This window comes from Streptomyces gamaensis, from assembly GCF_042656465.1.
GTDB lineage: Bacteria > Actinomycetota > Actinomycetes > Streptomycetales > Streptomycetaceae > Streptomyces > Streptomyces gamaensis.
Genome location: NZ_JBHSPB010000001.1, coordinates 135214 through 155563, shown reverse-complemented (window position 1 = coordinate 155563; position 20350 = coordinate 135214). Strand labels below are relative to the sequence as shown.

At 72.5% G+C, this 20350-nt stretch carries 18 protein-coding genes and 1 tRNA gene; 6 read left to right on the top strand and 13 right to left on the bottom strand.

Annotated elements, in window-relative coordinates; all coding sequences use genetic code 11:
- The first annotated feature begins 135 nt into the window (after positions 1-135).
- Complete coding sequence (locus tag ACFP1Z_RS00635; RefSeq protein WP_390313650.1) at positions 136-459, top strand: hypothetical protein; 324 nt, start codon at positions 136-138, stop codon at positions 457-459.
- Between the two features lie 232 nt (positions 460-691).
- Here the strand turns inward: ACFP1Z_RS00635 and ACFP1Z_RS00630 are convergent, their stop codons facing one another.
- Positions 692-1225, bottom strand: coding sequence for a hypothetical protein (locus ACFP1Z_RS00630; protein ID WP_390313649.1), 534 nt, complete (start codon positions 1223-1225; stop codon positions 692-694).
- Between the two features lie 72 nt (positions 1226-1297).
- The gene (locus tag ACFP1Z_RS00625) at positions 1298-3544 is read right to left on the bottom strand and encodes a glycoside hydrolase family 31 protein (RefSeq protein ID WP_390313648.1); all 2247 of its coding nucleotides are present in this window, start codon (positions 3542-3544) and stop codon (positions 1298-1300) included.
- A 230-nt stretch (positions 3545-3774) separates the two neighbouring features.
- On the opposite strand from ACFP1Z_RS00625, the gene ACFP1Z_RS00620 reads away from it, so the two are divergent.
- Positions 3775-5301 carry an AMP-binding protein gene (locus tag ACFP1Z_RS00620; protein ID WP_390313647.1) on the top strand — a complete coding sequence of 509 codons (1527 nt, stop codon included), beginning with the start codon at positions 3775-3777 and terminating at the stop codon, positions 5299-5301.
- A gap of 110 nt (positions 5302-5411) precedes the next feature.
- On the opposite strand, the gene mshC is transcribed toward ACFP1Z_RS00620, so the two are convergent.
- From mshC to ACFP1Z_RS00590, 6 genes are all read right to left on the bottom strand, one after another.
- Positions 5412-6641 carry a cysteine--1-D-myo-inosityl 2-amino-2-deoxy-alpha-D-glucopyranoside ligase gene (gene mshC / locus ACFP1Z_RS00615; protein WP_390313646.1) on the bottom strand — a complete coding sequence of 410 codons (1230 nt, stop codon included), beginning with the start codon at positions 6639-6641 and terminating at the stop codon, positions 5412-5414.
- Positions 6642-6804: 163 nt separating this feature from the next.
- On the bottom strand, positions 6805-7638 hold the full coding sequence (locus tag ACFP1Z_RS00610; RefSeq protein WP_390313645.1) for an SCO1664 family protein: 834 nt from the start codon (positions 7636-7638) through the stop codon (positions 6805-6807).
- Positions 7602-8192, bottom strand: a complete 591-nt coding sequence (locus ACFP1Z_RS00605) for a DUF3090 domain-containing protein (RefSeq protein WP_390313644.1) — start codon at positions 8190-8192, stop codon at positions 7602-7604. Before ACFP1Z_RS00605 ends, ACFP1Z_RS00610 begins: the two co-directional genes overlap by 37 nt.
- 130 nt (positions 8193-8322) lie before the next feature.
- Positions 8323-9054 carry a histidine phosphatase family protein gene (locus tag ACFP1Z_RS00600; RefSeq protein WP_390313643.1) on the bottom strand — a complete coding sequence of 244 codons (732 nt, stop codon included), beginning with the start codon at positions 9052-9054 and terminating at the stop codon, positions 8323-8325.
- 114 nt (positions 9055-9168) lie between these two features.
- Complete coding sequence (locus ACFP1Z_RS00595) at positions 9169-9969, bottom strand: ferritin-like domain-containing protein (RefSeq protein WP_390313642.1); 801 nt, start codon at positions 9967-9969, stop codon at positions 9169-9171.
- 267 nt (positions 9970-10236) lie between these two features.
- Positions 10237-11286 (bottom strand): LLM class F420-dependent oxidoreductase, encoded by a 1050-nt coding sequence (locus ACFP1Z_RS00590; RefSeq protein WP_390313641.1) that lies wholly within the window; start codon positions 11284-11286, stop codon positions 10237-10239.
- 139 nt (positions 11287-11425) lie between these two features.
- On the opposite strand from ACFP1Z_RS00590, the gene ACFP1Z_RS00585 reads away from it, so the two are divergent.
- Both ACFP1Z_RS00585 and ACFP1Z_RS00580 read left to right on the top strand, forming a co-directional pair.
- A complete protein-coding gene (locus tag ACFP1Z_RS00585) occupies positions 11426-12409 on the top strand; it encodes an aldo/keto reductase (RefSeq protein ID WP_390313640.1) in 984 nt (327 codons plus the stop codon).
- Complete coding sequence (locus tag ACFP1Z_RS00580) at positions 12406-14766, top strand: helix-hairpin-helix domain-containing protein (RefSeq protein WP_390313639.1); 2361 nt, start codon at positions 12406-12408, stop codon at positions 14764-14766. Before ACFP1Z_RS00585 ends, ACFP1Z_RS00580 begins: the two co-directional genes overlap by 4 nt.
- 76 nt (positions 14767-14842) lie before the next feature.
- On the opposite strand, the gene ACFP1Z_RS00575 is transcribed toward ACFP1Z_RS00580, so the two are convergent.
- Positions 14843-15598 (bottom strand): hypothetical protein, encoded by a 756-nt coding sequence (locus tag ACFP1Z_RS00575; RefSeq protein ID WP_390313638.1) that lies wholly within the window; start codon positions 15596-15598, stop codon positions 14843-14845.
- 47 nt (positions 15599-15645) lie between these two features.
- On the opposite strand from ACFP1Z_RS00575, the gene ACFP1Z_RS00570 reads away from it, so the two are divergent.
- The gene (locus tag ACFP1Z_RS00570) at positions 15646-15834 is read left to right on the top strand and encodes a DUF5703 family protein (RefSeq protein ID WP_106678739.1); all 189 of its coding nucleotides are present in this window, start codon (positions 15646-15648) and stop codon (positions 15832-15834) included.
- 105 nt (positions 15835-15939) lie between these two features.
- Here the strand turns inward: ACFP1Z_RS00570 and ACFP1Z_RS00565 are convergent, their stop codons facing one another.
- The 3 genes from ACFP1Z_RS00565 to ACFP1Z_RS00555 form a co-directional block, all read right to left on the bottom strand.
- Positions 15940-16851 (bottom strand): chaplin, encoded by a 912-nt coding sequence (locus ACFP1Z_RS00565; protein WP_390313637.1) that lies wholly within the window; start codon positions 16849-16851, stop codon positions 15940-15942.
- Positions 16852-17007: 156 nt separating this feature from the next.
- A complete protein-coding gene (locus ACFP1Z_RS00560) occupies positions 17008-17241 on the bottom strand; it encodes a chaplin (RefSeq protein ID WP_390313636.1) in 234 nt (77 codons plus the stop codon).
- A gap of 129 nt (positions 17242-17370) precedes the next feature.
- Complete coding sequence (locus tag ACFP1Z_RS00555; protein ID WP_390313635.1) at positions 17371-18708, bottom strand: M20/M25/M40 family metallo-hydrolase; 1338 nt, start codon at positions 18706-18708, stop codon at positions 17371-17373.
- A gap of 261 nt (positions 18709-18969) precedes the next feature.
- On the opposite strand from ACFP1Z_RS00555, the gene ACFP1Z_RS00550 reads away from it, so the two are divergent.
- Positions 18970-19054, top strand: a tRNA-Leu gene (locus ACFP1Z_RS00550).
- A gap of 102 nt (positions 19055-19156) precedes the next feature.
- Here the strand turns inward: ACFP1Z_RS00550 and ACFP1Z_RS00545 are convergent.
- Positions 19157-20347, bottom strand: a complete 1191-nt coding sequence (locus tag ACFP1Z_RS00545) for a Rieske 2Fe-2S domain-containing protein (RefSeq protein WP_390313634.1) — start codon at positions 20345-20347, stop codon at positions 19157-19159.
- Between the last annotated feature and the right edge of the window lie 3 nt (positions 20348-20350).

The following is a 20350-nucleotide window of genomic DNA, read 5'->3' as shown; positions in this document are numbered from 1 at the left end:
ACCCCAGGAGAGAAAGCCAGGCCCAGGGCGGCCACAGCTCAATGGCTCGTGCGAGCAGCCGCTTGCCCCCGTGCCGCAGCCGAGCAGTGGGCAGCTGGCCGAGCCACCCCACTGGTTGTCGGCAAACAATGGGACTTGGCAGAGGTCGACTTCGAGAGTGCCCGCACGGCACTGATCCGCCTCAAGGAGGCTGGACACCACATCGGCCCCTACCTCATGAGCGGCGCGCAACGAGCCACGTGGTGGCTCCTTCCCTTGCGTACGGGATACCGGGTCGCCGGGGTGGCCGGGGTCACCGTCCGCTTCGCAGGCTGGGAACTGCTGGCGCCCGCACCCGGAAGGTACGTCAATGACCGGACGTGGATCCTCCCCGACACCAGTAGCGCCCAGCGCCGCGTCCTTACCGCTGCGGACGACCTGCGCAACGCGCTGGAACGGCGGTCCACCCCATGTCGATGACCGGCTACACCACACCCGAATGCCGCCTCGCCCAGCACGCCTTCTGCCACGGCAACACCGACGTCCGCATCATCGGCGCCCCACCCCACGTACACCCCGTCGAACGCCTCCGCTGCGACTGCCGGTGCGGCCATCCCCGGCAACGGGACACCGCGCCGGCCCCGCCGAAGGCTCCTTCGCCCTGAACACAACTGCCCAGTCGCGCTCAGGACTCCGCGAGTCTGTCGCGTTCTCAGACCGTCAAGGATTCCGCGAAGCCCGCCAAGGCCGCGAAATCCGCATCCTTCAGACCAATCCGTGGATTCACGTGATGGAGCAGTGCGTGGCTGCCGTGATGCGTGGCGACGTACGCATGATCCGCATCGCTCTGCTCATCATCCACCCAGGCGAAAGGACGGCCGGCGGCGTAGGCCACCAGCGGGCCGGTTTTCCAGTGGATTGTGTCCGGGCGCTCGCGGAACAGGGCCTCGCCGAAGTCCACGTAGGGCAGCTCGGGCAGGCCGAGGGTTGGGGCTATCCACCTGTTCGCGTCGCTCATCCAGGTGGTGGCCCAGCACAGGTCGTAGCCGAGGGACAGCAGCGCTTTCCCGTGGGCAGGGTTGAGCCACACGCGGAGCAGTCGGGTGCGGAGGCGGCCGAGTTCCCAGGCGTTCGGTTGCCGATGCGGTACGCGAAGAGTTGTGTAGCCGTGGGGGCGCCTCTCCGGTTGCGCCGCGTAAGGGTTCAGCGGGCCGTCGACGTCGAGGAACAGCAGCGGGCGACTCATGAATCTCCTCCGGTAACCGCCTTGGCCAGCATACCTACTGCCAGTGCGGTCGCCCCCGACAGTTGACGGCAACTACCTGACCTTCAGCACGGCCTCTCTGTCCGTCGCCAGCGGCCCCGTCTTCACGTGCAGGACGCCGCCCCGGTCGTCCGGGTCGTACCACCAGCCCTGTACAGCCTTGTCGTAGGCGTCTTTGGACGCCAGGCGCGGCAGGGTACGGCCGTCGAGCGTCACCGTGCGCGGCACCGAGGCCGTGTGGACCGTGAACGCGTACGGCCGTGCCGTCTGCTTGCCCGAGAAATGGCCTCGCAGCGCCCCCAGTTCAAGCGCGAGGCCGCCACGCGCGGACCGTACCGTCAGCTTCTGCTGGGCGTACGCGCCCGAGCGGTGGGCCCGTGTGACGCCGTCGTCTTCGTAAAGTGTGAAGGACGAGCTGCCCGCGCGCGGGTACACGTCCCACGCCAGCGGCGAATCCGCACCCCGGTCCTGGTACGAGCGGATCCCCGGCCACATCGGGATGTTGGCTCCCGCCTTCACGAACAGCGGGAGCGTGTCGAGCGGCGCCCGGTAGTGATTGACCGTCGTCGGACCCTCGTACGTGCGGCCCGTCCAGTAGTCGGTCCAGGTGCCCTTCGGCAGGTAGATGCCGTTGCGTTCGTCCGAGTCCTCGTAGACGGGGGCCACCAGGAAGTACTCCCCCGTGAGGAATTCGTACTTGGCGGCATCGGTCGACGCGACCGGGTCGTTCGGGTACTCCAGCGCCAGCGGCCGTACCGGGCCCACCCCCGTCCGCGTCGCCTCGGCCGCGTACGTGTACATGTACGGCAGCAGCGACTCCTTGAGCTTCAGATACTTGCGGTTGATGGACGTATACGGCTCCCCGTACCGGTAAGGCTGCTTGTCGCTCGGCGCCCAGCCGTCCATCGTCATCACGGCGGGGAGGAAGGACTTCCACTGCAGATCACGGGCGTACGTCTTCGGGCTGCCCGCGAAGATTCCGTCGACGTCACCCGTGGTGTAGGCCAAGCCGGACATCGTCGCACCCGCGTAGGTCGGGATCTGCCAGCGGATGTAGTCCCAGCTGCCCTTCTGGTCGCCGGACCATTGCACCCCGCAGCGCTGGGCGCCGGACCAGCTCTCAGGGGCCCAAGTGAAGCCACGCGCGTCGCTGTTGGCCTCGATGCCGCGGTAGGCGTCCTTGCAGCCGTCGAGGGCGAATTTGTAGCCGTCGCCGACCCAGGCGACGTCCAGTTTCGCCACCCGCTGTCCCGCCTTGACCTGTTCGGCGAGTTTCGCGAGGCCGTCCTGGGTCCACAGGCCCATTTTCATGTCGCGCGCGGCCAGGCCCTTGTTGACCTCGGTGAGGTTTTCGTAGCCGCAGCCGTAGCCGTCGTTGACGAGCATCCAGCCGCCGGGCATGTCGTGTTCGACATAGCCGTCGGCGACTTTCAGGGCATCGAGGGTGTGGCGTTCGCCCCGGTTGGCGTTATGCAAGTAGCAGTCCGAATCGCCTATTTCCAGGCCGTACAGCGGCGGCAGGAACGGCTTGCCGGTCAGCCGCGTGTACTGGCCTATGACGTCTTTCGCTGTCGGGCCCGCGAAGTAGTAGGCGTCGAAGCGGCGTTCCTTGTGCGCGGCGGTCACCGGGTCGGTGAAGGCGTACGTGCCGGGGGCGTACGTATTGCGGTAGACGCCGTAGCCGGCCGAGGAGAGGTAGAACGGCACGGAGTTGGGGTGGCCGCCGTCGTTCCAGTTGTAGTCGACGCCGACCTCGACGCTCTTGCCCCGGTGGGAGGTGTTGCCGCGCCCGTTCTGCATGCCGGCGCCGTAGAACTGCTCGCGCGGGCCGCGCGCGAGGGTCTGTACGGTCTGCTCCGCGTCCCAGCTCAGGCCCTTCGTCTCGGACCAGATGCGGGTGCCGTCGGCCCGGTACAGCGCGAAGCGCAGCGGGTGCTTGTACGCGCGTAACGTCGCCCGGGACGTGCTCAGTTCGTACCGGTCACCGCGGTCGCGCCAGCGGGTCGGGGGCGGGCTGCCCTGCGGCAGGACGATGTCCTTTCCGGTGGGGTCGGTGAAGGTGCCGTCGGGGGCGAGTTCGATGCGTACGGTCTCCGGGGTGACGAAGCCGATGCGGGCCTGGGCGGGGCCGGCCGTCAGACGGTAGTGGGGGCCGTCGGGGGTGACTCCGGTGACTTCGCCGACGGTGGTGGGTTCCGCGGCCGCCGCGTGGCCTCCGGTTCCGGTTCCGGTCAGCCCGGCGAGCAGGGCGCCGATGATGGCGGCGGCTCTCAGGCGGGGCGCTCTCAGCGGTTTCCTCATGCGGGGTGCATAGCGCGGTGGGGGTGCGGATGCCATGGACTGGGTGCGTGGGTGCGTGGATTTTTCCCCAGTCCCACCCCTTCCCGTAACCGGGGGCAAGCCCCCGGACCCCCCGCATCGCGGCTGCGCCGCTCGTCCTCAATCGCCGGACGGGCTTGATTTTCGAGGGAATCGCCCACGTCCGACGCACGGTCACCGACCCCGCGCCCCACCACCCCTAGCGTGGCCGCGTGCACGCGAACCACTTCACCGACTACGCCTCAGCCGTCCTCGACGCCCTCTCCCGCGACCCCGGGCGCCCCGCGCTCACCGACGCCGACGGACGTCGCCTGTCCGCCGGACAGTTCCGCGACGACACGTACCGCATGACCGCGGAGCTGGCGGCCAGAGGTATCGGCAAGGGCTCGACCGTCTGTCTGCTCACCGGCAACACCCCGGAGGCCCTGGCCGCCCGGTACGCGGCGAATCTCACCGGGGCACGCATGGTGTACCTCTACGACGGTATGGCCCCCGAGACGCTGGCCCGGATCGTGGAGAGTGTCGAGACCACCGCGCTGGTGGTCGACTCCACCCGGTACGCCGACGCCGCCCACCTGCTGCCCCTGATCGACGTCCCCCACGTCCTCACGCTCGGAACAGCCGGCTTCGGCGAAGACCTGCTCGCCCTCTCCGCGCGGCACGAGGCCCGCCGCCCCGAACCGGACATCGGCCCCGAGGACGACTACTGCATCCGCTACACCGGCGGAACCACCGGCGTCCCCAAGGGGATCCGCTGGGTCCACGGCCCCTTCCGGAGCGTCCTGGACCGTCCCATGCCCGGGATGGGCGAGCCGCCGCGCTATCTGGCGTGCACGCCGCTCGGTCATGTCGCCGGTCTCTTCTCCGACTGGTCGCTGTACCACGGGGGTTCGGTGGTGATCCACCGCTCGTTCGACGCCGGGAACGTGCTCGCCACCGTGGGACGTGAGCGGATCACCCACTTCTGGGTCGTACCGCCGCAGCTCTACCAGCTGATCGACCACCCGGACCGGACCGCCGCCGACCTCTCCAGCCTCCGCCGGATCACCTACGGCGGCGCTTCCGCTTCCGCGACCCGGCTGCGGGAGGCCCTGGCCGCCTTCGGGCCGGTGCTGTACGGCGGGTACGGTCAGTCGGAGGCCGGGATGATCGCCCAGTGCTCCCCGGAAGAGCACGCGGTGACCGGGCACGGCGGGCGGATCACCGCCGGGAAGCCGGCGTCCGACGTCGAGGTGGTCATCCGTGACGAGCACGGCACGCCGCTGCCCGCCGGGCAGGAGGGGGAGATCACGGTGCGTTCCGAGGGCGTCATGCGCGGCTACTGGAAGCAGCCGGAGCTGACCGCGCAGGTCCTCAAGGACGGCTGGGTGCACACCGGTGACGTGGGCTACCTCGACAACAAGGGCTATCTCTTCGTCGTGGACCGCATCAAGGACATGATCATTGTCGTGGGCGGTCACGTGTACCCGGCGGAGCTGGAGGAACTGCTGCTCACCTACCCCGGGGTGGCGGCGTGCGCGGTGTTCGGGGTGCGGGACGCCGACGACAACGAGTACGTGCACGCGGCGCTCGTCCCCGCGCCGGGGGACCGTCCCGACCCGGACGGGGTGCGGGAGTTCGTCGGCGAGCACAGGGGGCGGATGTACGTGCCGAGCGCGGTCCACGTCGTGGGGGACATTCCGCTGACGCCGATGGGCAAGCCGGACCGCAAGCGGCTGCGCGAGCGGTACGGGGCCTGACGGGCCGTACGTATGGCCCGTACGGCGCGTACGGCGCGTACGGCGCGTACGGCGAGGGGGCGTTCTCCGGCGGAACCGGAGAACGCCCCCTCGCAAACAGACAGTTGGGCCTACAGCGCCACACCCAGCAGCGCGTCCACGGCCCGTGAGACCAGTCCGGGCGCCCCGGTGTCCGTACCGCCGCCGGCGGCCTGGGCGGCGGCCCAGCGGTCGACGGCCGCGAGGGCGGCGGGGGCGTCGAGGTCGTCGGCGAGGGCCTCGCGGATCTCCTCGACCAGGGCGTCGGCGGGCGGGCCGTCGGGGCGGGAGACCGCGGCGCGCCAGCGGCCGAGCCGTTCCACGGCCTCGGTCAGGACCGCGTCCGTCCACTCCCAGTCGGCGCGGTAGTGGTGGGCGAGGAGCGTGAGGCGGATGGCGGCCGGGTCGACGCCGTCGCGGCGCAGCCGCGAGACGAAGACGAGGTTGCCCTTGGACTTGGACATCTTCTCGCCGTGGAGGCCGACCATGCCCGCGTGCACATAGCTCTTGGCGAAGGGGTGCTCGCCGGTGAGCGCCTGGGCGTGCGAGGCGCCCATCTCGTGGTGCGGGAAGACCAGGTCGGAGCCGCCGCCCTGGACGTCGAAGCCCATGCCGAAGTGCTCCAGGGCGATGGCGACGCACTCGATGTGCCAGCCGGGGCGGCCGGGGCCGAGGGAGCCGCCGTCCCAGGAGGGCTCGCCGGGGCGGGCGGCCAGCCACAGCAGCGGGTCGAGGGGGTTCTTCTTGCCGGGGCGGTCCGGGTCGCCGCCGCGCTCGGCGGACAGCAGCCGCATGGCCTCGGCGTCGAGGTGGGAGACGCCGCCGAAGGCGGGGTCGGCGGCCACGGAGAAGTAGATGTCGCCTTCGAGCTCGTAGGCGGCGCCGAGCTCGCGGAGTCGCTCCACGAGCGGGACGATCTTGGGTATGGACTCCACGGCGCCCACGTAGTGCCGGGGCGGCAGCATCCGCAGGGCGGTCATGTCCTCGCGGAAGAGGGAGGTCTCGCGCTCGGCGAGCGCGGCCCAGTCGTCGCCGTTGGCGGCGGCCCGCTCCAGCAGCGGGTCGTCGATGTCGGTGACGTTCTGGACGTAGTGAACCTGCCGCTTGGTGTCGAGCCACACGCGCTGCACGAGGTCGAACGCGTTGTAGGTCGCCGCGTGTCCCATGTGGGTGGCGTCGTACGGCGTGATGCCGCAGACATAGATGCGGGCGACGGGGCCGGGGACGAGGGTCACCCGTCCACCGGTCGCGGTGTCGTGGATCCGGAGGTCGCGGCCACTGCCGGGCAGGGCGGGCACCTCAGAAGCGGGCCAGGCATGCATGTCACGAGCGTAACCGGATGCACGTTCCGGATACGAACCGGATCCGGCTGTTGGCCGAAGTGGCCCTCTTGCGCGGTTTTTGATGTTGTGCATGGCGCGGTCCCCGATGTGGTGCTCGTGATGTCGTGCCCGGTGAGGTCGCACCCGTCCGGTGCGGGGCGGTTCAGACCGGTGGCCAGGGGATCGCGGGCCACTGCCCGCTCGGCTCCCGGTGCCGCCCGGTGCGCAGCAGCTCCGTGACGCGCTCGCGCAGCGCGTCGATCTCGGCGGGGGTGAGGAGTTCGGCGAGGCGCTCGGCGAGCGGCCTTCCTCCGGCCAGATCGGCCGAAAGCCGTCGCAGTGCCGCGAGGGCCTCCTCGGTGAGGGGCTCGCCGGCCCAGCCCCACAGCAGGGTGCGCAGCTTGTCGTCGGCGTTGAAGGTGACGCCGTGGTCGATGGCGTAGATCCGGCCGTCGGCGGCGGGCAGCAGATGGCCGCCCTTGCGGTCGCCGTTGTTGATGACGGCGTCGAGGACGGCGAGCCGGCGCAGCCGTTCGTCGTCGGCGTGGACGAGCAGGGCGGGGCGTTCCCGCCCGGTGTCCGCGTAGCCGACGGCCTTCCAGCCGGGGCCGGGCTCGTCGCCGTCGACGAGGGCGAGCAGCCCCTCGCCGTCGCCCTCGCCCTCGGCGGGCGGGTCGATCCACAGCTGGCACATGCCGGGGCCGTAGGGGCCGTCGCGCAGCACCGTGGGCGGGATCAGGCCCCAGCCCATGGCCTCGGACAGCTCGTAGGCGGCGACCTCGCGCTGGGCCAGGGTGCCGTCGGGGAAGTCCCACAGCGGGCGTTCCCCGGCGACGGGTTTGTAGACGCAGGCGGCGCTGTGGCCCTCGAACGCGACGGTGCAGTACAGGACGGCGTTGGACGCCTCGCGGACCCGGCCGCGCACGGTGAGCTCGCCGAGCGCGAGCAGCTCGTGCGGGGTCACATCCCGCGGCGGTATCCGTTCTGTCGCGGGCATACGTGTCCCTCCGGGTCGAGCGGCAGGCTGCACAGCGGGCACGGGGGGCGGCCGGCGCCCACGACCTCCAGGGCGCGTTTGGCGAACGCGCGGGCCATGGTGCCGGTGAGCCGGACGCGCAGCATGGGCGGTCCGTTGGCCTCGTCGTGCAGCAGCCGTTCCTCGGCGGCGGCCAGGTCCTCGTCGCTGTCCGCTTCGAGCTCGACGAGCGCCTGCGCCTCGACGATCATCCGCTCGCTCTCGCCGTCCCAGGCCAGAGCCATCGTGCCGACGCGGAACTCCTCGTCGATCGGGGTGTCCAGCGGGGCGGTGTCGGTGACGTCGGCGGGGGCGACGGCGGGCACCGGGGCGCTGCCGCCGGAGCGCCGCACGACCTCGTCCAGCAGCTCGTCGATGCGCTCGGCGAGCGCCTCGACCTGTGCCTTCTCCAGGACCACGCTGGTGGTGCGGCCGGCCGCGGAGGCTTGCAGGAAGAAGGTGCGGCGGCCCGGCTGCCCGACCGTACCGGCGACGAAACGGTCCGGCGGGTCGTAGAGGAACACCTGACGGGTCAACGTCCTGCTCCAGTGGGTTCAAGTGTGGGGGCAAGTGCGGGGTCGAGGGGGCGGGATGACCGGTTCCGACTGTTGATCACGGGTGGTGGGGCGGACTGTGCCGCGCCACCCACACTACTGCGCGCGGCGATCACGGTGTTCCCGCCCCGCCTCCCACGACGCCGTCGCGCGCGGCCCGCGCCGTGTCCGTCCCGCCTGCCCCGTCGGCCTGTTCGCCCCGGTCGGCGGGGGCGGGGGCGAGTGCGGCGAGGTCGCCCGTGTCGCCCAGGCGCAGCAGGTACGGGCGCAGCCGGGTGTAGCGGATCGCGGTGACCGAGCAGGGGTCGACGGTCAGGCGCTGGAAGAGGTCCAGGTGCAGGCCCAGGGCGTCGGCGACGACGGCCTTGACGAGGTCGCCGTGCGAGCACATCAGGTAGCAGGCGTCGGGGCCGTGCTCGCGCTCGACGCGTTCGTTCCACTCGCGGACGGCGTCCACGGCACGGGCCTGCATGGCGCGCAGGGACTCGCCGCCGGGGAAGACGGCGGCGGAGGGGTGCTGCTGGACGACGGCCATCAGCGGGTCCTCGGCGAGTTCGGCGAGCTTGCGTCCCGACCAGTCGCCGTAGTGGCACTCGCCGATCCGTTCCTCGGTGTACAGCGGCAGCCGCGGGCGGGCCGCGAGCAGCGGTGCGAGGGTGTCGCGGCAGCGCTGCAGCGGGCTGCTGACGGCGGCGGCCAGCGGCAGTGGTGCGAGCCGGTCGGGGAGGGCGGCGGCCTGTTCGGTGCCGCGCTCGTCCAGGGTGACGCCGGGGGTCCAGCCGGCGAGCACTCCCCCGGTGTTGGCGGTGGACCGGCCGTGCCGGACCAGGATCAGCGTGGGCATGGCCGCCAGCCTACGTCCCCGGTGCGGGGACGCTCGCGCCGGACGTCAAGGCCCGTGCGGGATACGGACACTGTCCGGCCGTCAGGAAACGGTGGCCGCCCCGCACGGCACGGCTCACGGGGCGGAGCCGGCGAACTCCGGTGCGGAACTGGCCGGTCCGCCCAGGGCGTTGCGGTTGCGGGGCATGCGCAGGGTGACCATGCGGTGCCGGCCGAGCGTCCGCTCGTAGACGTAGGCCGCGCGGATCGCCAGTGCCAGCACGCGCGACTTGGCGCGGGACCAGCCCAGGATGCGGGCCATGCGGGCCATGACGGCCAGGCTCACGTCGCGGTGGACGCGGTTCTCGCCGTGGACGGTGCGGCGCAGTTCGGCGTGGATGGTACGGGCGTGTCCGGCGCGGGCCAGGCGCAGGAGTTCCTCGTGGCAGTAGGCGAGGTGGTTGTCCTCGTCGCGCGAGATCATCACGATCGCCCTGCCGATCTCGGGGTGTTCGGCGAAGTGCGCGGTGAGCATGCGCATCTGGTCCACGGCACGCTGCTCGGTGATTCTGCTGTGGGCGAGGTAGACGACGATGTCCCGTTCGGTGAGCGGGGCGTCGCCGCGCAGCAGGGTGTGGGCCAGACCGATGCCGCGCCGCTCCAGGAGCATGGTGTAGTCGGTCTCCGGGGGCACGGGCACCGGGTCGAGACCGCGTTTGCGCAGCAGGGCGTGGAAGATGCGGCCGTGCTTGTCCTCGTCCGCGCCGTGCCGGGCGATCTTGGGGGCGAGGGCGCGCTGTCCTGCGGGGACGAGGGCCGCGATACGGCCGTTCTCCCAGCCTCCCTGGGCCTCGCCGCTCGCGGCGATCGAGCAGAACAGCCGGTACGCCTCGTCGTTGTCGAGGATCTCCTGGAACAGACTTCTGGCCGACAGCACGGCTGCCACCTCCGCTCACGGCATGATGCGCGCACGTGCGCGGTGTGCGCACAACAGCAGTCAAAGGCCGGGCGCGGCGGGCGGCAACAGCGGGCGGTCGGGGCTCGGCCGAACGCGGGACACCACCGGTGGCCCGGACCCGCCGCGTCGCGGGCCCGGGCGCGTAACCATGACACCGTACGGGCGTTGTGCTGGGTGTCGGCCGTGGCGGGGAAGACCACCCCGAGCCCCCACCACGGCCGCCGATCCCCCTCCCCCTCCCGGCCGTCAGGCGAGCCCGGCCCGCTCCAGGGCCTCGACGCCCGCGCGCAGGCTCGCGATCCGCTCGTCCAGGGTGAGGCCCGCCGGGGACAGCGAGAGCGTGGTGACCCCGGCCTCGGCGTAGGCCTGCATACGGTCGGCGATGCGCTCGACGGGGCCCAGCAGCGTGGTGGAGTCGATCAGTTCGTGCGGTACGGCCGCGGCGGCGCCCTGCTTGTCGCCGGCGAGGTACTTCTCCTGGATCTCGGCGGCCGCCTGCTCGTAACCCATGCGCTGCGCAAGCTTGTTGTAGAAGTTCTGCTTGGCGCTGCCCATGCCGCCGACGTAAAGGGCCGTGTACGGGCGGAAGTTGTCGGCGAGGGCCTTGACGTCGTCGCCGACGGCCATGGGGACGGTCGGCACGAGGTCGAAGCCCTCCAGTTCCTTGCCTGCCTTCGCGCGGCCGGCGCGCAGCGGGGCGAGCGTGGTGGCCTCGGCGTGCTCGGGGGCGAAGAAGATGACCAGGGCGCCGTCGGCGATCTCGCCGGTCTGCTCCAGGTTCTTCGGGCCGATGGCGGCGATGTAGAGCGGGATGTGCGGGCGCACCGGGTGCACGGTGAGCTTGATGGGCTTGCCGGGGCCGCCGGGCAGCGGCAGCGTCCAGTGCTCGCCCTCGTGGGTGAGGCGTTCCCGGGACATCGCCTTGCGGACGATCTCGACGTACTCGCGGGTGCGGGCGAGCGGTTTGTCGAACTTCACCCCGTACCAGCCCTCGGAGACCTGCGGTCCGGAGACGCCCAGGCCCAGCCGGAAGCGGCCGCCGGAGAGCGAGTCGAGGGTCGCCGCGGTCATCGCCGTCATCGCGGGCGTACGGGCCGGGATCTGGAAGATGGCCGAGCCGACGTCGATCCGCTCGGTCTGTGCCGCGACCCAGGCGAGCACGGTGGCCGCGTCCGAGCCGTAGGCCTCGGCGGCCCAGCAGACCGCGTAGCCGAGGCGGTCGGCCTCACGGGCGACCGCGAGGTTGTCCGCGTCCATTCCGGCGCCCCAGTAGCCGAGGTTGATTCCGAGCCGCATGCCACACCCCTTACTGATCAGTAACGTCACTGTGCGGGGACTCTAGCGCGCGAACGCGGCCGCGTCACCGGTCGGTTGTCCACAGGCCACGATCCACAGGTCACCACGGAGAGCTGCGCGGCCAGTACCCTCAGCGCTCATGGAACTCAGGCATCTGGGCCGTACGGGCCTGCGGGTGTCCCGGATCGGGCTGGGCACGCTCACGTGGGGCCGGGACACCGGCGAGGCGGAGGCCGCCGAGCAGCTCAAGACCTTCCGGGAGGCGGGCGGCACCCTCGTCGACACCGCCGACGTCTACGCGGACGGCGGCGCGGAGGTGCTCCTCGGCCGGCTGATGGACGGTCTGGTGCCGCGCTCCGAGCTGGTCGTGGCGACGAAGTCGGGCAGCGTCCCCTACGCGGACCGGCGCTTCGACGGCTCGCGCGGGCATCTGCTCCCGGCGCTCGACGCCTCGCTGCGGCGGCTGGGCACCGACCACGTCGACCTGTGGCAGGTGCACGCCTTCGACCCGCACACGCCGCTGGAGGAGACCCTGCAGGCCCTCGACCTCGCCGTCGCCAGCGGCCGGGCCCGCTACGCGGGCGTCTCCAACTTCAGCGGCTGGCAGCTCGCCAAGGCCGCCACCTGGCAGCTGGCCGCGCCGGGCGTACGGACGCGCCTGGCCTCGACGCAGATGGAGTACTCACTGCTGCAGCGCGGCGTCGAGCGCGAGGTGCTGCCCGCCGCGCTCGACCTGGGCGTCGGGCTGCTGCCGTCCTCCCCGCTGGGCCGCGGGGTCCTCACCGGCAAGTACCGGCACGCGACCCCGGCGGACTCCCGGGGCGCCTCGGAGCAGCTGGCCCCGTTCGTCGCCCCGTACCTCGACGCGACGGCGGGCCACATCGTCGACGCCGTCGCCACGGCGGCGGACGGGCTCGCCACGACCACGCTGAAGGTGGCCCTGGCCTGGGTCCGCGACCGGCCGGGCGTGGCCGCGCCCATCGTGGGCGCGCGCACCGCGCACCAGCTCAGGGCGGCGCTGTCAGTGGAGGCCCTTACCCTTCCTGACGAGATCCGCAGGGCGCTCGACGACGTCTCGGCGCCCGTGCACCGCTACCCCGATCAGGACTGGAGCACCCTGTGACCGACAACCGCCCCACCGGCGAGGCGCCTGTGGAGGACCGCGCCCCGCAGGACGACCCGGCGGCGTCCGCGCCGCCCCCGGGCCCGGCGGAGGCCGGCCCGGCACCGGGCGGTGACGCGCGGCCGGCTCCGCCGCAGGACGCGCGGGTGCCGGGCGAGGCCCCGGCCGACGGGGCACCCGCGGCGGCGCAAGAGCCGGCCGGAGCACCGGGCGCGGACCGGGACGGCGTCGGCGCGGGCCCGGACTCCCCCCGACCGGAGGGCGACGGCGCCGCGCCGCGCGATCCCGTGGCGCAAGAGCCGGCCGGAGCACCGGGCGCAGACCGGGACGGCGTCGGCGCGGGCCCGGACTCCCCCCGACCGGAGGGCGGACCGCGCGATCCCGTCGCCGAGGCGCTGCTCGCCGCCGTGCGGGCCGTCGAGAGCGGGGAGCGGTCGGCGGACTCCTTCTTCAACGAGCCGAAGGCCGGGGCGCGGGCAGCGCGGCGGCCGGCCGCCGCCGCGGCTCCCGCGGCTGTCCGGACGGCGGAGCGGGCCCCGGCCGCGCCGGTGGCCGTGACCGTGCCCGCGGCGGCCGCGCGGACCGCGCCGCGTATCGACGCGGAAGGGCTCGCCGGAGTGCGGCAGACGCTCGCCGCCGGCGGTGCCCCCGAGGAGCTGGCCGGCTCCGTCGCCGGGGCCCTCGGCGAGCAGGCCGCCGCGCTGCTGCGCGAGGACCCCTGGCAGCTGCTGGCCGTCCCCGGGGTGCGCCCCGAGCAGGCCGACGGCTTCGCCCGGGCCCTCCTCGGGGGGCAGTGCGGTGCCGGTGACGAGCGGCGGGTGCGGGCGCTGACGGTGCGGCTGCTGGAGCGCGCCGCGCTCGAAGGGCACACGGTGCGGGAGTTCCCGCAGCTGTGCGCCGCCCTGGCCGAGCACGCGGTGCCCGATCCCGAGGAGGCCCTGCGCGGCGCGGTCGAGGAGGGCGCGGCGCTGGTGTTCCAGGAGACCGTGGAGCCGCCCGGCGGCCCGCGCGGCGGCGCGGACGGCGGCGCGGACGGCACGGGCGAGGCGGAGGAGACCGGGGCGCCGGTGCGGCTGCTGCTGGGCCTGGAGCGCTGGGCGATGGCCGAGGAGAGCCTCGCCGACGGCCTGGCCCGGCTCGCGAACGGCCTCGCGAACGGCCCCGCGCCCGGGGCCGGTTCGGCCGCCGACTGGGCGGCGGCCGCCGAGGGCGCCCCCTCCCCGTCCGCCGCCGAGCTGATCCGGGCCGCCGCCGGCGCCGGGCTCGTCACCCACAGCGGGGGCGAGGCCGCCCGCGCCGAGGCCGTCGCGCTCGTCGCGGCCGCCCGCTCCCTGGGTCTGCGTGCCTGCGCCGCCGTCCACGCCGAGGACGGCAGGCGGCGGCTCGCGGAGCTCGGCGAGACGGAAGCGGTCACGGTCGCCGGGCTGCTGTCCGGCGTGGAGGGCCCGGGCCGCGACGCCGACGGCGCCCTCGCGCTCGACGTGCTGGCCGTCCTGGACGCTCCGCAGCTCGACGTCGAGACGGCGGCGCTGCTCGTCGAGTCGCTGGCGGACGGCAGTCGGCTGGTGCTCGGCGGCGACCCGGGCGTGCTGGGGTCGGCGGGCCCGGGCCGGGTGTTCGCGGACGTCGTCGCGGCCCGGATCTGCCCGGCCGTCGTCTCCCGCACGCCCGACGAGGGCCCGATCGGCGAGCTGGTCTCCGGCATCGGCGTCGGCGAGCTGGACCAGGCCGGTACCCCCGGCAAGGAGGTCGTCGTCGTCCCGGTGCGCGAGGCCGGGGAGGCGGTGCACCGCGCGGTGCAGCTCGTCGCGGACTCCGTTCCGCGCGCGATCGGCGTACCGGCCGAGCACACCCAGGTGATCACTGTGGGCCACGGCGGCCCGGCCGGCACCCGCGCGCTCAACGCGGCCCTCAAGCAGCGGCTGAACCCGGGGCCGGGCCGCTTCGCGGGCTTCGATCCGGGCGACCGCGTCGTGTACGGCCCGGCCCCGGGCCGCAGCCTGCCCGGCACGGTCGTCTCGGCGGACGCGGAAGGGCTGCGCCTGGACTGCGGGGGCACGCCCGTGCTCGTCCCGCGCGAGCGGGTGGGGGCGACGGTGCGCCACGGCTGGGCGGTCACCGCGCATCAGGCGGCCGGTGCGCGCTGGCCGGCGGCCGTGGTGGTGCTGCCGGGCGACGCGGGGCGGACGCTGACGCGCTCGTGGGTCTATACGGCGTTCGGCCGCGCCGAGCGGCATCTGTCCGTGGTGCACGGCGCGGGCACGGCGCTGCCCCGGGCGGTCGCCGAGGTGCCCGCCCAGGAGCGCGCCACCCGCCTGCGCGCGCTGCTGCGCGAGCACGAGGCGTTCACGGGCTGAAGCGGACCGAACCGAAAGGCCGGCCCGTGACGTCGGCTGCGCCGCCCGTCGGCGGCGCAGCCGTGCGCGGCCGGGCCTACCGCCTCACGCTGCGGACCACCGGCCCCGAGTCCGGGTCGTCCCCGTCGTCGGCACCGGCCCCGACGTCATCGCCGTCGTCGGTGTCATCCCCGTCGTCGCTGTCGTCGGCGCCGTCGTCGAGGTCCATCTCCTCGTCGAAGACCGCGCTGACGTCGAACCGGCAGACGACCCGCTGCGGATCGGCCTGGTCGAAGGGGGCGCTCAGCCACTCCCCCGGTTCCGCGAGGTCGTCGGCCGCGGCGACCCACAGGGTCGAGTCGCCCTCCTCCAGGCCGAACTCCTTGTGGCGGGAGGCGATCTCGTCCGGTTCGTACTCGCCGAAGAGGACACCGAGCGCGGCGTGCACACTGCTGCCCGCTCCGCCCCCGCTGCCCTGGACGCCCGTGTCGGGGTCCAGGTCCGGGTCGAGGTCGGCGACGCGCTGGGCCTGGGCGAGCAGACGCTGTGGTTCGACCACCGCGTAGTCCCGGCGGATGAGCACGCTCAGGGCGCTGGGCTCCTCCGGTCCGGCGTAGGCGGGCAAGGACTCGTCGGCGGGGATCTCGAAGGGCGTGACCTCGTCGTAGGCGTCGTAGAGCAGTTCGTCGTACGCCTCGGCTGTCGCGGCCAGCTCGTTGAACGCGGCGTAGACGGCCGGGTCGTCCTCCCCCGACCGGCGTTCGACGGCATCGAGGTGGCGGTCCAGCGCGGCTTTGACCGCCTCGGCGGCGGCGCGTACCTCGGCAGCAGTTGGCTGCGCAGCATCAGACATAGTGCAGACGCTATCCGCACCGGGCCCGTTCCCGCACAATAGATGCGATGCCGGAATACGAATTCTGTGATGTGTACGTTCCACGGGGGGTCTCCCGGGGCGCGGCCACACGCCTGCTGACCGATCATGCCGAGTACGGACACTGGGAGTTGGACCGACTGCGCCTGTATCCCGACGGCAGCCGCCGGGTGCGGCTCCGCCGCCGCATCATCCGCCAGGTGCGTGCCACCTGGTGACACGCCACGGAGCGGGCCCCCGCGATCGCGGGGGCCCGCTCCGTGGTGGTGCCGGTCGCTGTTCCTGGGCGCTCCGCCGTGAACTTCCCGGCCTCGCGCCCGGGTTCAGTTCTGGCCCGCCCGCGCGCGGCGGTACAGGGCCGCGCCGCCGAGCAGCATCGCGGCGCTGGCTGCGCCGGCCATGCCGAGCTCGCCCGCACCGGTGTGCGCGAGCTGGGCGGCGTGGTGCTGCGGGGCCTCGGCGGCGGCCTCCACGGCCGGGGCGTGCGCGGACTTGACCGCCGTGCCCGGGACGTGGTGGTGCGCCGGGGTCAGCGGGGTGTGCGGGGCCTGCGGCCGGTGCTCGCCGGAGGTCTCGCCCTCGCCCGGGGTGTGCGTGCCCGGCTGGTGGTCACCGGGGTTGTGGTGGGCCGGCGGGGTGCGGTCGTGGTCGTGACCGGCCGGCGGCTGGTGACCGTGGTGGTGGTCGTCGTCGCACGGCGGGTTCTCGTGACCGGGGGGCTGGTGCGGGGGCTTGTGGGCGTGGTGCTCGCCGGTATCGCGCCCGTGGTCGCCCTGGTTGACGCAGTCGTTGTCGTGGGCGCTGTTGCCGACACCCGCGACGTTGATGCTGTTGCCGCACGCGTTGACCGGAACGGTCACCGGCGCCTGGACGACATTGCCCGAGACCACGCCGGGGGATCCGGCGGCCTCGCCGCGGGCCGCGCCGGAGTGGTGCCCGCCGTGCCCCTCGTGGCCCTGGTGGTCACCCTTGCGGTGCCGGCCCGTGCCCTCGCCGCCGTTGTGGCAGTGGTTGCCCGTCGCGGAGTTCATCGCCCCCACGACGTTGACGGTGTTGCCGCACGCGTTCACCGGAACGTGGACCGGTGCCTGCACGACATTGCCCGAGAGCACCCCGGGGCTGCCCGTGGCGGCACCCTGGGCTCCGGAGTCCGCGTGGGCCATTCCGCCCGTCATCGCGAGCATGCCGGTCGCGGCGGCCGCGGTGAGCAGGCCCTTCTTCGTTGCCTGTCGCATGAGTTCTGCCCTTCTGCCTTCTGCATCCTGCGGAATTCGCGCGAATTCCCGGCGGTTCCGTGAATTGCGCTGGTGACGAAGCCCGGCGGCTCCGGAGTCCGTGGCACGCACTCCGGAGCCGCCGTGGTTCATACCCTCACGAAGAGGAGAACAACATCACTTGTTGATGCAGGTGTTGCCGGCAGCGGGGTTGAGAACTCCCACGACGTTGACGGTGTTCCCGCACGCGTTGGTGTCGACCGAGACGGGAACCTGGACGACGTTGCCCGAGACCACGCCAGGGTCGTTCACGGCCGCGCCCTGAGCTCCGCCGCTGGCGGCGGCCATACCCGCGCCCGCGAGCACGAGACCGCCGGTGACAGCGGTGGCGGCGACAACCCTCTTGATCATTGATCCTCCTTGTTGGCAATGCGGTCCCAGCCGCGGACCGCACACCTGTAACGACGAGGAGGTAATCGGGCTACGCAACCATCGGAGTTCTCACACTTTACGGTTAACTCGGCACGGATTTACGAAGGTTCACGCCCGATCGAGGAATCTGTCGAGCACCCGTACGCCGAACTTCAGCCCCTCGGTGGGCACACGTTCGTCCACGCCGTGGAACATTCCGGCGAAATCGAGCTCCGGCGGCAGCCGCAGCGGGGCGAAGCCGAAGCAGCGGATGCCGAGGTCGTCGAAGGACTTCGCGTCGGTGCCGCCGGAGAGCATGTACGGCACGGCGCGGGCGATCGGGTCCTCGGCGCGCAGCGCGGTCTGCATGGCCTCGACGAGCTCGCCGTCGAAGCTCGTCTCCAGCGCCTTGTCGGCGTGCACGTCCTCGCGCTTGACGCGGGGGCCGAGGATGCGGTCGAGGTCGGCGAGGAACTCCTGCTCGTGGCCGGGCAGGAAGCGGCCGTCGACGTGCGCGACGGCCTGCCCGGGGATCACGTTGACCTTGTAGCCGGCGCCGAGCATGGTCGGGGCGGCGGTGTTGCGCAGCGTGGTGCCGATCATCTTGGCGATGCCGCCGAGCTTGACGAGGGTGGTCTCCATGTCCTCGGGGTCGAGCGGGGTGCCGAGGGCGTCGGAGAGCTCGTCGAGGAAGGACCGTACGGTCTTGGTGACCCGGACCGGGAACTCGTGCCGGCCGAGCCGGGCGACGGCCTCGCACAGCTCGGTGATCGCGTTGTCCTTGTTGGTCATCGAGCCGTGGCCCGCCGTCCCCTCGACGGTGAGCCGCATCCAGTGCATGCCCTTCTGGGCGGTCTCGACCAGGTAGAGGCGCAGGTTCTCGTTGACGGTGAAGGAGAAGCCGCCGACCTCGCCGATGGCCTCGGTGACGCCCTCGAAGAGCCCGGGGTGGTGGTCCACGAGATGGCGGGCGCCGTAGGTGCCGCCGGCCTCCTCGTCGGCGAGGAAGGCGAGCACGATGTCGCGCGAGGGCCTGCGGCCGGTGCGCAGCCGGTCGCGGACGACGGCGAGCGTCATGGCGTCCATGTCCTTCATGTCCACCGCGCCGCGTCCCCACAGGCAGCCGTCGGCGATCTCGCCGGCGAAGGGGTGGTGCGTCCAGTCGTCGGCGTTCGCCGGGACGACGTCGGTGTGGCCGTGGATGAGGAGCGCGGGCCGGGAGGGGTCGGTGCCCTCGATGCGGGCCACGGTCGAGGCCCGTCCCGGGTGGGACTCGAAGATCTCCGGTTCGAGCCCGACCTCGGCGAGCTTCTCCGCCACGTACTCGGCGGCGGCGCGTTCCCCGGGGCCGGAGTGGTCGCCGTAGTTGCTGGTGTCGATCCGGATGAGATCCCGGCAGAGGTCGACGACCTCGTCCTCGGCGCCCCGGCCGCCTGTCCCCGTACCGGCCGGCTTCGACTCGCTCACGCTGCCTCCTTCGGTTCACTGCCCCCGGGGACGGCCGGATCGCGGCGGCCCGCGGGGGTGGTCTCCGGCCATCCTCCCTCTCCGGCCTCCCCGGCCCAAGGCCGCAATACCGCCGACATCCGCACGTCACAGTCCCGGCGGGCCCTCCCGGCCCCTCCGGGAGGCACACGAGCAGGTGATCGAGCACGGTCCGATGTTTGGTATTGTTTTCCTCGTCGGAAGGGAACGGCGAACGAGCCGGGAACGAACGGCAGACACCTTGTCCGGGTGGCGGAATGGCAGACGCGCTAGCTTGAGGTGCTAGTGCCCTTTATCGGGCGTGGGGGTTCAAGTCCCCCCTCGGACACCGGCGAAGGCCCCTGCGTCGAGCAGGGGCCTTCTGGTTTTCCCACTGGTTTTCCCGGTTGGCACCGGTTCACCGCGTGACCGGTGCCGTCCGCGGTCCGGCTCAGCCGGTCTTCCGTACGGCCGTCACCGCCGTCCCCTTGCCGCCGCCCCGCCGGGGCTTCGGTTCGGCGGGCGCCGCTGCCCGGCCGCCGGGCAGTACGCCGGGCACCCCCGCGGCGCTCGGCGCCACCGGTGTCCTCTCCGCGGCCGCCGGGGCGGCGGCACCGGCACGCGCCTCCTGGATCAGACGGTCCCGCATGGCCACGTACTTCGCGTTCAACTCGTCGACCTGGATGAACTTGTTCACGCCCCGGCCGGTGACCTTGGGCTCCTGGCCCTCCATGACGCGTACGTCCTGGATGTCCTGGATCCACTTCTCCATGTAGAGGGAGAGGCGGGGCAGCAGCAGCCGCAGGCTCGGGGAACGCAGGAACGGTTTGGCGTTCGGGTACTCGTACCAGCGCAGGATGTGCTCGGTGTTGTGCTCGTCGATGGGCGAGAGCCAGGACGTCACTTCGAACTGGTCGTTCTTGATGTGCACTTGGCACGGGAAGGTGAAGGTCACGTCGTAGTGGCTGGAGTTGGCCGGGTCGTTCTCGTCCTGGCCGTCGAAGGAGTAGCGCAGGGTCTGGCCGTCGGTCTCGAAGCGGGAGTTGGCGACCTTGGTCGCGGACAGATAGCGCTCCCGGCCGTCGAGTCCGAACTTGCGGGGCGTGCCGTACAGCAGCGCGTAGTCGATGTAGTTGAACCAGTGATCACGGTGGACGAACGTGATGTGGTAGAACTCCAGGACGCTTTCGATGTAGCGCGTGTAGTGGACGGGGCGCGGCCAGTGCATCGTCCAGTGGAGGAGGGGGTTGTCGGCCACCTCGGGGGCGATCTGGACGTCGGGGAGTTCGGCCCGCTGATCGCCCCACCACAGCCACACGAGTCCGTGTGCCTCGCGCACGGGGTGAACAGGTACCCGGAGCGAGGCCGGTATTCGAGCCCCGGTGCCCAGCGCCGGTATGGCTTTGCACGCACCGTCGGTCCCGTAGCGCAGACCGTGGTACGGGCACTCGATCGTGTTGCCCTTCATCCGGCCGTCGCCCAGATTGGCGCCCTTGTGCGGGCAACGGGCGCCCTGGCACACGAGGTTGCCGTCCAGGTCGCGCCAGAGCACCAGGTTCTCGCCCATGCGGCGGACGCCGACGGGCTTGTCGTTGCCGACCTCCTTCGTCTCAAGGATCGGATACCACTGGTTGGGGATCATCTG